Annotated in this window: 14 protein-coding genes; 12 read left to right on the top strand and 2 right to left on the bottom strand. The window is 68.9% G+C overall.

Translation table 11 applies throughout. The annotated features are described in order from the left end of the window. The 11 genes from AX692_RS06310 to AX692_RS06260 form a co-directional block, all read left to right on the top strand. Positions 1–236, top strand: a 236-nt coding sequence (locus tag AX692_RS06310) for a hydantoinase B/oxoprolinase family protein (RefSeq protein WP_155646273.1), incomplete at its 5' end; no start/stop codon positions are given. Beyond that, positions 233–904, top strand: a complete 672-nt coding sequence (locus tag AX692_RS06305) for a DUF969 domain-containing protein (protein ID WP_073974482.1) — start codon at positions 233–235, stop codon at positions 902–904. The genes AX692_RS06310 and AX692_RS06305, both read left to right, overlap by 4 nt. After that, positions 901–1,851 (top strand): DUF979 domain-containing protein, encoded by a 951-nt coding sequence (locus tag AX692_RS06300; RefSeq protein WP_073977241.1) that lies wholly within the window; start codon positions 901–903, stop codon positions 1,849–1,851. Before AX692_RS06305 ends, AX692_RS06300 begins: the two co-directional genes overlap by 4 nt. Then, positions 1,842–2,858: a DUF2891 domain-containing protein gene (locus AX692_RS06295; protein ID WP_073976116.1), complete on the top strand. Its 1,017-nt coding sequence runs from the start codon at positions 1,842–1,844 to the stop codon at positions 2,856–2,858. Before AX692_RS06300 ends, AX692_RS06295 begins: the two co-directional genes overlap by 10 nt. Before the next feature lie 88 nt (positions 2,859–2,946). Further along, positions 2,947–4,428, top strand: coding sequence for a WS/DGAT/MGAT family O-acyltransferase (locus tag AX692_RS06290; protein ID WP_081095176.1), 1,482 nt, complete (start codon positions 2,947–2,949; stop codon positions 4,426–4,428). A gap of 35 nt (positions 4,429–4,463) precedes the next feature. Next, positions 4,464–5,261, top strand: coding sequence for an esterase/lipase family protein (locus tag AX692_RS06285; RefSeq protein ID WP_073976114.1), 798 nt, complete (start codon positions 4,464–4,466; stop codon positions 5,259–5,261). Between the two features lie 60 nt (positions 5,262–5,321). Further along, complete coding sequence (locus AX692_RS06280) at positions 5,322–5,939, top strand: TetR/AcrR family transcriptional regulator (protein ID WP_230959500.1); 618 nt, start codon at positions 5,322–5,324, stop codon at positions 5,937–5,939. After that, entirely contained in the window at positions 5,939–6,868 is a 930-nt protein-coding gene (locus AX692_RS06275; RefSeq protein ID WP_081095175.1) for an SUMF1/EgtB/PvdO family nonheme iron enzyme, read from the top strand. Before AX692_RS06280 ends, AX692_RS06275 begins: the two co-directional genes overlap by 1 nt. Before the next feature lie 56 nt (positions 6,869–6,924). Then, on the top strand, positions 6,925–7,830 hold the full coding sequence (locus AX692_RS06270) for a haloalkane dehalogenase (RefSeq protein ID WP_073976113.1): 906 nt from the start codon (positions 6,925–6,927) through the stop codon (positions 7,828–7,830). Then, complete coding sequence (locus tag AX692_RS06265) at positions 7,827–8,252, top strand: DUF1330 domain-containing protein (RefSeq protein ID WP_073976112.1); 426 nt, start codon at positions 7,827–7,829, stop codon at positions 8,250–8,252. Before AX692_RS06270 ends, AX692_RS06265 begins: the two co-directional genes overlap by 4 nt. Further along, on the top strand, positions 8,249–9,919 hold the full coding sequence (locus AX692_RS06260) for a sulfatase (protein WP_073976111.1): 1,671 nt from the start codon (positions 8,249–8,251) through the stop codon (positions 9,917–9,919). The genes AX692_RS06265 and AX692_RS06260 overlap by 4 nt, the downstream gene beginning before the upstream one ends. Positions 9,920–9,935: 16 nt before the next feature. On the opposite strand, the gene AX692_RS06255 is transcribed toward AX692_RS06260, so the two are convergent. Beyond that, positions 9,936–10,217, bottom strand: a complete 282-nt coding sequence (locus AX692_RS06255) for a DUF427 domain-containing protein (protein ID WP_073976110.1) — start codon at positions 10,215–10,217, stop codon at positions 9,936–9,938. Positions 10,218–10,476: 259 nt separating this feature from the next. On the opposite strand from AX692_RS06255, the gene AX692_RS06250 reads away from it, so the two are divergent. Continuing rightward, a complete protein-coding gene (locus tag AX692_RS06250) occupies positions 10,477–11,379 on the top strand; it encodes a helix-turn-helix domain-containing protein (RefSeq protein WP_073976109.1) in 903 nt (300 codons plus the stop codon). Positions 11,380–11,401: 22 nt separating this feature from the next. Here the strand turns inward: AX692_RS06250 and AX692_RS06245 are convergent, their stop codons facing one another. Next, positions 11,402–12,430, bottom strand: coding sequence for a transporter (locus AX692_RS06245; protein WP_073976108.1), 1,029 nt, complete (start codon positions 12,428–12,430; stop codon positions 11,402–11,404). Positions 12,431–12,616: the final 186 nt, after the last annotated feature.

Genomic DNA, 12,616 nt, shown 5'->3' with positions numbered 1-12,616 from the left:
ACGGGGTGGTACGGCGCGTCACCTTCCTCGAGCCGATGCGCGCCAATATGCTCGCCAACCGCCGCAAGGTTGCGCCGCGCGGGCTTGCGGGCGGGGGCGATGCGCTCCCCGGGCGGAACTGGGTCGAGCGCGCCGATTGCACGCTCGAGGACCTCGGCGCAACCGGCTCGGCCGAGATGCAGCCGGGCGACAGCTTCGTGATCCTGACACCCGGAGGAGGGGGCTTCGGCGAATGAACTACTGGCCGCTGGCGGGCATTGCCATCGTCGTTCTGGGCTTCGCGCTGCGGTTCAACCCGCTGCTGGTGGTTGTGAGCGCCGCGCTGGCGACCGGGGTGCTGGCGGGGCTCGATCCGCTCGCGGTGATCGCGGCGCTCGGCAAGGCCTTCAACGACAACCGCTATATCTCGGTCACCTGGATCATCCTGCCGGTGATCGGCCTGCTGGAGCGCTACGGCCTGCAACAGCGCGCCCGCGCCGCGATCGAGGGGATGCGCGGGGCGACGATGGGCAAGCTCTTGGTCGTCTATCTCGCCTTCCGCCAGCTGGCCTCGGCGCTGGGGATGAAAGACATCGGTGGGCATGCGCAAGCGGTGCGCCCGCTGGTCGCGCCGATGGCCGAGGCCGCGGCGCTCAAGACCCACGGCGACTTGCCCGACGAGGCGCGCGACGAGGTCAAGGCGATGGCTGCCGCGACCGACAATGTCGGCCTGTTCTTCGGCGAGGACATCTTCTTCGCGATTGCCTCGATCCTGCTGATCCAGGGCGTGTTCGAGGCGGCGGGCTACCCGCTCACCCCGCTCGAACTCTCGGTCTGGGCGATCCCGACTGCGCTGTTCGCCTTCGCGATCCATGCGGGCCGCATCCTCGCCTTCGACCGGCGGCTGGGGAGGGCAGGCAAGTGATCACTTACGAGTGGCTCTATGTGGTTGCGGGGGCGGCCTTCGCGGTGTGGGCGGCGCTTTCGCTCAAGGACGGGCGCTGGGGCAATGCCGCCTTCTGGGCGCTGCTGGCGCTGAGCTTCCTCGCCGGGAGCCACCTGTCGGACCTCGCTAACGGCGTGCTGGTGCTGGCCTTGGTCGGAATCGCGGGGCTGGGCGGCCTCAAGCGCAGCGATCCGCCGACCACCTCGCCGCAGGAGCGCGAGGCCCATGCCGCAAGGCTCGGCAACAAGCTGTTCCTCCCCGCGTTGGTCGTGCCGCTGACCGCGGTCGCGGGGACGCTGCTTTACAACTACACGCCGCTGGGCGCGACCGGGCTGTTCGAGGCGCGGCGCGAGACGCTGATCCTGTTCGGCATTGGGGTGCTGGCGGCACTGGCGGGCGCGATGCTGTGGCTCCGCCCGCCGCTGATGGCGCCTGCGCAGGAGGGGCGGCGGCTGATCGATTCGATCGGCTGGGCGGCGATCCTGCCGCAGATGCTGGCGGCGCTGGGCGCGGTGTTCGCGCTCGCGGGGGTGGGCGACATCATCGGCGGAGTGGCGCGCGGGGTGATCCCGGAAGGGAACGTGTTCCTCGCCGTGGTCGTCTTCGCCGCCGGGATGGCGCTCTTCACCATGATCATGGGCAACGCCTTCGCCGCCTTCCCGGTGATGGCGACCGCAATCGGCATTCCGCTGCTGATCGAGACCCATGGCGGCAACCCGGCAGTGATCGGCGCCGTCGGAATGCTGGCGGGCTTCTGCGGCACGCTGCTCACCCCGATGGCGGCGAATTTCAACATCGTGCCCGCCGCGCTGCTCGAGTTGAAGGACCAGAACGGCGTGATCCGCCAGCAGGTCGGCACGGCGGTGCCCTTGTGGGCGGTCAACGTGCTGATCATTTACGTGGGGGCATTCTGGCTGTGGAACTGACCGAGGACACCGCCCGCACCTTCGCCCGCGTGGCGCTGAGCCATGTGGCGCGGGCCTTCCCCTTCAAGGACGACCACGTCTTCACCGGCCCCGAAGACCTGCGCCTCCCGCAGGACGCGCATCCCGTGTTCTTCGGCAGCTTCGACTGGCATTCCTGCGTCCACGGCTGGTGGACGCTGCTCACGCTCCGGCGGCTGTTTCCCGACATGCCCGAGGCTGTGCAGATCGCGGCGCTGGCCGAGACGACCTTCACGCCCGAGAAGCTGGCGACCGAGCTCGCCTATCTCGAACGCCTCTCGGCGCGCGGGTTCGAGCGGCCCTATGGCTGGGGCTGGCTGCTCTATCTCCACCACGAGGCCGCGCGGCACGGGGACCAAGAATGGGGCGCGCGGCTCGAACCGCTCGCTCGCGCCTTCGCGTCGCGGTTTCGCGATTACCTCGGCATCCTCACCTATCCCATCACCGTCGGCACCCACTTCAACACCGCCTTCGCGCTGGTGCTGGCGCGGCGCTGGGCGGTGACGCGCGACACCGGTCTCGTCATGCTGATCGACGACTGGGCAACCCGCGCCTTCGCCCACCGGAGCGACTATGCCGGGTGGGAGCCGGGCGGGGACGAGTTCCTCTCCCCCGTCCTCACCGCCGCGCTGCTGATGAGCGAGGTCACGCCGCACCTCGTCTTCGCGCCGTGGTTCGAGGCGCTGGTGGAGGCGAACGGCTGGCTCGCGCGCGAGTGCCGCCCGGTCACCGTCTCCGACCGCTCGGACGGCAAGATCGCGCATCTCGATGGGCTGAACCTCAGCCGCGCCTGGTGCCTGCGGGACATCGCGCGCGCCTTGGGTCGCACCGATCCGCAAGACCTCTTGCAGCGCCTCGCCGAACAGCACCTCGCCGCCGCGCTCCCCCATGTCGAGGGCGACTACATGGGCGAACACTGGCTCGCGAGCTTCGCGCTGCTGGCCTTGCTGCGCCCCTGGCGGAAACCCTTGACGGGGGCGGCAAGTTGACCGCGCGCCGCGCTCTGTTAGCCTCGCGCGCAACAAAACCCCGAAAAGGGGTGCCAACCGGGAGAGAACCTTGCGCCAATTGCAGGGAATGGATGCGTCCTTCGTGGCGCTCGAAACGCGCAATTCGCCGATGCATATCGGCTCGATCCTCATCTACAACCCCGCGACCGCGCCCGGAAGCTTCGTGCGCTTCAAGGACATCCTGCAATTCATCGGCGCCCGCGCGCAATTGAGCCGCACGATGCGTCAGCGGCTGGTGCGGGTGCCGTTCGATCTCGATTACCCCTACTGGGTCGAGGATCCGGACTTCGATCTCGAATATCACGTGCGCCATGTCGCGTTGCCCAAGCCCGGCGACTGGCGGCAGCTGTGCATCCAGGCGGCGCGCATCTTCGCGCGGCCCCTCGATCTCGACCGGCCGCCATGGGAGTTCACCGTGGTCGAGGGCCTCGACAACATCCCCGGGGTCGCGCCGGGCAGCTTCGCGATGGTCACCAAGGTCCACCACGCCGCGATCGACGGGATGAGCGGGATCGACCTGATGGAGGCGCTGCACACCCTGCGCCCCGGCGATCCGCCGCCGTCCAAGCCCGACAGCTGGAAGCCCGAGCGCATCCCGAACCCGATCGAACTGCTCGGCAAGAGCTATTTCAACGCGGTCACCAATCCGTTGCGGCAACTGGAGGTCGCCGCCAAGGCCGCGCCGGGGCTTGCCAAGGCGATCAAGGGTCTGGTGGTCAAGGACTTCACCGTCAGCGCCGACATGCTCGCGCCCAAATCGCGCTTCAACCGCGCGATCTCACCCCACCGCGTGGTCGAGGGGAGGAGCTTCAAGCTCGCCGACATCAAAGCGATCCGCCTGCTTGTCGAGGGCGCGAAGGTCAACGACGTGTTCCTCGCGATCATCGGCGGGGCGATGCGCCAATATCTGCTCGCCAAGGACGACCTGCCCAAGAAGACCCTGACCGCGATGGCGCCGATCTCGGTGCGCTCCAGCGGCGAGAAGGGCGACATGGGCAACCAGGTCGCCGCGATGATCGCGCCGCTCGGCACGCATATCGAGGACCCGGCCGAGCGTCTCGCCTTCGTCTATTCGCAGACCGCCAATTCCAAGGCGATGTCCGATGCCATCGGCGCGCGCAACATGACCGAGATGAGCAAGGTTTCCCCTGCGCTGTTCATGGCGCTGGGCGCGCAGCTCTATACCCGGCTGGGCCTCGCCAATCGCGGGGTCGCGCCGCCCTTCACCACGGTGGTGACCAACGTGCCCGGCCCGCCGGTGCCGATCCATTTCGCCGGTGCACGGCTCGAAAGCATGATGGGGCTGCTGTGCCTGACCGACGGGCTCGGGCTCGGGCATGTCGTGCAGAGCTACTGCGACGAGGCGACCATCGCCTTCACCGCCGACCGCGAGCTGCTGCCTGACCCGGATTTCTACGCAAAGTGCATCGAGGATAGTTTCTCCGCGCTGCTGGCTGCTACACGGGCGCGCGTCGCGCCCTCGGTCGGGGCCAAGCCGGCGGCGAGGCGCAAACCGGCGCGCGCCGCGGCAAAAGCCAGACCTGCATGACCGGCCGCCCGACCGAACCGAAAAAGGATAAAGACATGGCCGCATCGGCAACGCTCGCCGCCCCGCTCAAGCCGGCTGCCCAGCCGCCGCACCGTTTCTGGACGCTCGCCGAAGGGCGTGCGATGTTCGAACTCGGCGCTTTCCTGGTGAGCCGTCCGCTGCTCGGCAGCCTGCCCAAGGGCGATGGTCACGCGGTGCAGGTGCTCCCGGGATTCATGGCGACCAACACCTCGACTGTGCCGATGCGGCGGCTGCTCAAGGATCTGGGCTATGACGCCCACGGCTGGGACAGCGGGCGCAATGTAAAGGTCGACAACGCGCTGATCCGCCGGCTGGAGGCCCAGCTGGAGCGATTGAACGACGCGAGCGGGCGCAAGGTCTCGCTGGTCGGGTGGAGCCTCGGCGGGGTGCTGGCGCGCGAGCTCGCCAAGCTCCATCCGGAGCGGGTGCGGCTGGTGGTCAGCCTCGGCAGCCCGATCTCCGACGACCGCAATCACACCAGCGCCGCGCGCCTGTTCGAACTGCTGAACGGCAAGGAGCCCGAGCCGATGCGCGGCGGGCGTTTCCGCGCGCTGGGCGAGGCACCGCCGGTGCCGACCACCTCGATCTTCACCAAGACCGACGGGATCGTGCACTGGCGCGGATCGGTGCAGAAGCCGGCCGCCACGCGCACCGAGAACATCGAGGTCTATGCCAGCCATTGCGGCCTCGGGGTCAATCCCAGCGTCATGCTCGCGCTGGCCGACCGGCTGGCGCAGCCCGAGGGCAGCTGGGCACCCTTCGAGGCGCCGCTCGCCCTGCGCTGGATGTTCCCGAAGACCGGGCTCGATTGAGCCGCAGGCAGCGCTCGCGCGTCAATTGACAGGGTGAGTGCCAAATCCTAGGCTCGCGCGATGGCCGATCCGGACATCACGCGCGATCCCCCCGCCGCGGCCCCCGCCGACGGTCGCCGCGCGCGCAGCCGGTCGAGCCGCGCGAAGATCGTCGCGGCAATGCTCGATCTGGTCGCGCGGGGCGAGGTCGCGCCGAGCGCGGCCGAAGTTGCCGAGGTCGCGGGGGTCGGCCTGCGATCGGTGTTCCGCCACTTCCGCGACATGGACGCGCTCTACCGCGAGATGGCCGAGGCGATCGAGGGCCAGCTCCTGCCGATCCTGATGCGCCCGCCCGAGGGCGCGACGTGGCAGCTGCGCCTGTTCGACATTGCCGCCCGCCGCGCCGTGATCTTCGAGACGATCATGCCCTACCGCATCTCGGCCGACGTCCGGCGCTTCGAGTCCGCCTTCCTGATGGAAGGCTACCGCCGCCAGCTGCGGCTCGAGGCCGAGGCGCTGGCGGCGCACCTGCCCGAGACGGTGCGCACCGATGCCGAGGGCGCGCGGGGGCTCAACGTGATCCTCAGCTTCAACACCTGGCGGCTGCTGCGCCACGACCAGAACCTCGCGCCGCAAGAGGCGGCGGCTGTGGTGCGGCGGATGCTCGCAGATGCGCTGGCGCGCTGGTCGCAGGGATGATGGCGCGCGGGCTTCTTGCCCTTGCGGCCAGTGCCTCGCTGGCGGCCTGCAGCGGAGCCGGGCCGCCCGATGTCCCGCAGGCAAGCACCTGCACGGGGCTGGCCGATGACGGCATGGTCTGGATCCCGGGGGGCTCCTTCACGATGGGCGAAGATCCCGCCTACCCCGAAGAGGGCCCGCCGCGCCGGGTGCGCGTCGAGGGCTTCTGGATGGACGCGCACGAGGTCACCAACGCGCAGTTCGCCGCCTTCGTCGCCGCGACCGGCTATGTCACCGTGGCCGAGCGCGTGCCCCCCGCGCTCCCCGGTGCGCCGCCCGAAATGCTGCGCCCCGGCTCGGCCGTGTTCCGCGTCCCCACGCCCGACGACCGCGCGTGGTGGCGCTGGGCGGTGGGCGCGCAGTGGCGCGATCCGGCGGGCGACCGGGCGGGGATCGCCGGGCAGGAGCGTCACCCCGTGGTGCAGATCGCCTACGCCGATGCGCTCGCCTACGCCGCGTGGGCCGGAAAGGCGCTCCCCGACGAGGCGCAGTGGGAATATGCCGCGCGCGCCGGTGCCCCGGCCTTGCCCGAGCCGCTGGACGGGGCGGGCAAGCCTCGGGCAAATTACTATCAGGGGGTGTTCCCGGCCCGCGATCTCGGGACCGACGGCTTCACCAGCCGCGCGCCGGTAGGCTGCTTCGCCGCCAATCCCTGGGGCCTTCACGACATGATCGGCAACGTCTGGGAATGGACGGCGACCGCGCCAATGCCTGCCGACAACCCGCCCATTACCGGCGTAATAAAGGGCGGCTCCTATCTGTGCGCGGCCAATTACTGCGCCCGCTACCGCCCTGCCGCGCGGCAGTTCCAGGAGCGCGGGCTGGGCACCGACCATATCGGCTTCCGCCTGATCGACCCGCGTCGCCCGCCGCCTTCGTCCGAGGATTGACGCAAGGCCGGACTAATGACATTCAGAATGCCAATTGAAGTGGGAGAGGGAAGACATTGAAGGTCCTGCGCACGCCGGAAGAGGCTTTCGCCGCCGTCGACTTCCCCTTCGCGTCGCACTATTTCGACCTGCGCGACGCAGCGGGCGGTACGCTTCTGCGCCTCCATTACATCGACGAAGGCCCGCGCGACGCGCCGATCGTGCTGATGATGCACGGCGAGCCGACGTGGAGCTATCTCTATCGCCACATGATCGGCCCCGTGGTGGAGGCGGGCTACCGCGTGATCGCCCCCGATCTCATCGGCTTCGGCAAGTCCGACAAGCCCGCGGCCAAAACCGACTATTCCTATGCGCGCCATGTCGACTGGATGCGCCAGTGGCTCGAGGGACTGGACCTCACCGACATCACGCTCGCGTGCCAGGACTGGGGCTCGCTGATCGGGCTCCGGCTGGTCGCTGCCTGCCCCGAGCGGTTCCGCGCGGTGGCGCTCTCCAACGGCGGCCTGCCCGAAGGCGGCCCTGCGCCGCGCGCTTTCGCGATCTGGCGGGCGTTCTCGAAGTGGAGCCCGGTGTTTCCCATCGGCAAGATCATCGCCGCGGGCACCAAGCGCCCCCTCTCGCCGGCGGAGATCGCCGCCTATGACGCTCCCTTTCCCGATGCGCGCTACAAGGCGGGCGCGCGGATCTTCCCGAGCTTCGTGCCCTTCGAGGGCAATCCCGCCGTGCCCGACCAGAAGGCGGCGTGGAAGGTGCTCGACGCATGGGACAAGCCCTTCCTCTGCGCCTTTTCCGACGGCGATCCGATCACCCGCATGGGCGAGACCCGCTTCATCGGCCGCGTCCCCGGCACCGCGGGACAGTCGCACCGCACTCTCAAGGGCGGGCACTTCATCCAGGAGGACGACCCCGCAGGTTTCGTCGCCGCCATTCTCGATGTCGCCGCCAAGGGAGCACCGCAATGATCGTCACCAACAAGCTCCACCCCGCACCCGAACAGGCAATGGCCTTCTTCGGCGCGGATGACGGCCAGCCGATCTGCATGGTCAATCTCCTCAAGTTCAGGGACAAGGCCGCCTATGCCGACGGCTCCGAGCCCGAGCTGTCGGGACGCGAGGCCTATGCCCGCTATGCTGCGGGGGTGCAGGCCTGCCTCGCCGCGGTCGGCGGGAAGGTGCGCTTCGGCGGGACGGTGACCGGGCTCCTGCTGGGCGAGGTCGAGGAGCTGTGGGACATGGTCGCCATCGCCGAATACCCCACGCGAGCGGCGATGCTGGCGATGGTGCAGTCGCCCGAATACCAGGCGATCACCAGGCACCGCGATGCCGGGCTCGCAGGGCAGCTCAACATCTGCACGCGGGCCGGTTCGGACGCGGACGCCGGATGAAGCGCTGGCACAAGGCGGTGCTGGGCACGCTCGCCGGGCTGGCGCTGGCGGCGGGCGGCGCATGGGCCTTGCGCACCGAAATCGCGCTCGCGCTGGTGCGCTGGCGGAGCAGCACCCAGCCGGTCGCGGCGAACCGCCCCGTCCCGTGGCAGCAGGGCCCGGCCGAGGCGGCGCAAAGCCCCGCCGAGCGCCCGCCCAACATCGTCTTCATCCTGTTCGACGATCTCGGGATGAACGACCTCTCGACTTTCGGCGGCGGGGTGGCGGGGGGCCGGATCAAGACCCCGAATATCGACAAGCTCGCCGCCGAGGGCGCGATCTTCACCCAGGCCTATGCGGGCAACGCCACCTGCTCGCCAAGCCGCGCGCAGCTGATGACGGGGCGCTATGCCACGCGCACCGGGTTCGAATTCACGCCGACGCCCGCGGGTTTCCCCCGGATCGTGCCGATGGTCTGGAACCAGATGCACCCCGATCGCCTGCCGGTCCTCACCAACGACGCCGCCGAAGCCTCCGCGCCGCCCTTCGAGGAACAGGGCCTGCCGCCGGAGGAGGTGACCGTCGCCGAGGTGCTGAAGGCGCGCGGCTATCACACGGTCCATATCGGCAAGTGGCACCTCGGCAATGCGCCCAAATTCCTCCCCGGCGCGCAAGGGTTCGACGAGAGCCTCAACATGGAAGGGCTGCTGCACCTGCCCGAGGATCACCCGCAAGCGGTCAGCGCGCGGATCGATTTCGATCCGATCGACCGCTTCCTGTGGGCCTCGGCGCATTACGCCACCAGCTACAACGGCGGCGAGAAATTCGCCCCCGGCGGCTACCTTGCCGATTACTGGACCGATGAGAGCCTCAGGGTGATCGAGGCGAACCGCAACCGGCCGTTCTTCCTCTACCTCGCGCATTGGGGGGTGCATTCGCCCTTGCAGGCGACCCGCGCCGATTACGATGCGGTGGGCGATATCGGCCCGCACCGCCTGCGGGTCTATGCGGCGATGATCCGCGCGCTCGATCGTTCTGTCGGGCGGATCATGGCGAAGCTCGAGGAGGAGGGGCTGGCCGGGAACACGCTGGTGGTGATCTCCTCCGACAACGGCGCGCCGGGCTATCTGGGCCTCGCCGGGCTCAATGCGCCGTACCGGGGCGGCAAGGGCACTTTCTTCGAGGGCGGTATCCGCGTGCCGCTGCTGGCGCGCTGGCCCGCGCAGGTGGCGGCGGGATCGCGGATCGCGCTCCCGGTGGGGCAGGTCGACCTGATGCCGACCTTCGCCGCCGTCGCGGGCGCGCCCCTGCCGCAGGGGGTGGCGATCGACGGGCGCAACCTGCTTGCAGCCCTTACCGGCCGGGGCGCCGCGCTCGACCCGCAGACCCCGCTGTTCTGGTCGAGCGGCCATTACCGGGCGGTGCGCGCGGGCGACTGGAAGCTGCAGGTCAACGGCAGGCAGAACAAGACGTGGCTGTTCAACCTCGCCGCCGATCCGACCGAGAGGGTCAATCTCGCCGGGCGCGAGCCTGCGAAGCGCGCAGAGCTCGAGGCCTTGCTGGCTGCGCACGAGCGCGGCCGCAAGCCGCCGCTCTATGCCTGCACCTTCGAGACGCCGGTGTCGATCGACAAGACCCTGGCCGAGCCGTACCGCGCGGGCGACGAATATATCTACTGGCCGAACTAGGCTCCAGCCGGGGCCGCTAGCCGACCTCGACCCCCTTCCAGAAGGCGATCCGGTCCCTGATCTCGGCAGCCGCGGGGAGGGGTTCGGGGTAATACCACGCCGCATCCGGGTTGGTCGCGCCCTCCACCATCAGCGAGTGGTAGGAAGCGGTGCCCTTCCACGGGCAGCGCGTCTGGGTGCTGCTGGGGGCAAGGTAGTCGGCATTGACGCTGGCACGCGGGAAATAGTGATTGCCTTCGACCACCACGGTCTCGTCGCTCTCGGCGATCACGACGCCGTTCCACATTGCCTTGACCATGCTGCATCCCTCGCATTCGGTTCCGCCCCCGCTCTAGCAGCACGCGCGCCGATGCGCTTGTCCGAAATGTCCGCGTTGCTGCGGCTCTCCACCGCGTCCGGTGCGAGGGTGTTCGCGGATGGAGCGGCGGTGCGCGCGCCGTGCGAGATTTTCCGGGGAAAAGCTGCCCTCCTGCGCGTATTTCAGACAATGCGCCGCGCTCTTGAACGGCAAGCGCCGATGGACAAGCGGCCCGCCATCATGTCTAACGTGGGCCAACATGGCCTCTATCGATCCTCTAGTCCCCGCGCAGGGCAAGCTTCATCCGCTCGCCTGGCGCGACTGGGCGACGCCGTCGCGCAGCATCTCCAGCGCCCCGCGCCAGATCGGCGGCGCGATCATCCAGCGCTGGGAGAAGAGCGCGCGGCGCATGGTGCAGCCGCCGCTCGATCATCACTACCTCGTGGTTCACATGGGCGGGGCCAAGCGCATCACCCGCCGCCGCCGCACCGAGACGCTGGTTCGCGAGACCCAGGACCGGGCGCTCTCGGCGATCGAGGCGGGCAGCTCCTACAGCTGGATGACCGAGGGGCCGATCGCCTTCGGCCACATCTATCTCGAACCGGGCTACTACGCGCAGACCATCGCCGAGCAGTTCGATTGCGATCCTGCCAAGGTCCAGCTGAAGGAGACCTTCGGCGAGTTCGACCCGCTTTTGAGCCGCCTGCTGACCGCGCTGGTGCGTGCCTCGGAATGTGACGATCTGGCGCTGATGGAGCAGGAATACCAGCTCGAGGCGGCGCTCCACCGCCTGTTCGAACGCCAGAGCGCGAGCACGGCGAAGGACAACAAGATCATCATCTCGCCCCTCAGCGTCGCACGGGTGCGCGACTATATCGAAGAGAACCTGCGCGAGCCGATCGCGCTCGACGATCTTGCGGGGCTTGCCGGATACAGCCGCTTCCACTTCGCGCGCGGCTTCCGCGCGGCGACGGGCCTGCCGCCCTATGCCTATATCCTGCGCGCACGGATTGCTCTGGCGTGCCGGTTGCTCGACGAAGCAAGCCTGCCGGTGCAGGCGGTGGGCGATGCGGCAGGCTTCGCCTCGCACCCGCAATTCGCCAGCCGCTTCCGCCAGCTGACGGGGATTTCCCCCAGCGCCTATCGCAAGATCATGCGCTGAGGGAAATCGCGTCGGTCGGGCCTCAGAAGCCCTTGACCAGCTGCACCGTGAACGCCTCGTTGAAGAACTGCGAGCTGTCGCGCAGCGGGATCTCGATCCCGGCGAGCAGGAACAGATTGCCGCTGAGATGCATACGCATCCCCGGGGTAATCGAGACGAAGGTCGTGTCAGTGCCATCCTGGAACTCGCGCCAGGTGCCCGCCACATACCAGGTCAGGTCGCCGAAGGGCGTATTGTCGTGGTCGGTCACCGTCTGACCGATCGCACCGTTGAGGATGAAGCTCTCGGCCCCGCCATTATCCGGGAAATCGTAGGCGACCCGCCCGCGCAGCGAGAACCCGCTGCCGAGATCGGTGAACATATTCAGCTGCGGCTGCGGCGAGAAAATCCCGTTGCCGAAGCTCTCCGAACCGGTCGGCAAGCGCCAGCCCACGCCGGCATTGACCGAGATGTTGCGCTTCTCGACCAGCATGACCTGGGTGGTGAGGGTGATGTCGCCGAAGTCCGAATCTCCCCCGATGTCCTGATAGAAGGGCACTTCGAGCCCTGCCCACAGGCGGCGGGTGAAGGGATAGTGGAACCGGGCGAGCCCCTGGTGCAGATCCTCGCCGTCGTCGCCGGCATCGACATAGGTGTAGGCGAGGTGGACTTCGCGGGTGAAGAAGCCGTCCGCAGTGCCGAGCCAGCCCTGCCGCGGGGCGCCGCTGTCACCGTTGGGGACGGGGATCCACTTGGCGAACAGCTCCTGCCCGAACGGCTCGGAGCCGAGCGGAGTCCAGCCGCCGAGGTCTTCGCCGTCCTGCGCGGCAGCCGCGCTGGCTGCGGCAGCGGCGACCGCCACGGGGTTGACGGCCTGCGGGGCAGCCGCGGCTTCCAGCGCGGCGGCATCGGCAGTCGCGGCGGCGCTCGCGGTGGTCAGCATGATCGGCGCCCGCGGCGCGCCGGCCGGCTCGGGCGTTTCGTTTCCGGCAGCAAGCGCCGGGGCGGCGAGCGCGGTGCAGGCCGCTCCGGCGGCGAGCAGCAGGCGGAGGGAGAGGATACTGCGCGACATTGATCGAGGCTCCTTGAATGCGTCGGGGAAGCCATCCATGCGCCGAGCCAAGCCATGCATCTTGTCAGAAACGCGAGGGCTTTTTCCAGAAAGCGCGCGATGTTGCAGGCCGCGCAATAGGAGCGGCGCTGCTGTGACGTATTGGTCACAGCAGCGCCATCAAGCCTCTGAATCAAATGAATTCTT

Source organism: Erythrobacter donghaensis (assembly GCF_001557325.1).
Lineage (GTDB): Bacteria > Pseudomonadota > Alphaproteobacteria > Sphingomonadales > Sphingomonadaceae > Erythrobacter > Erythrobacter donghaensis_B.
Note: the sequence above shows the minus strand (reverse complement) of the source record. Positions and strands in the feature narration are given on the sequence as shown.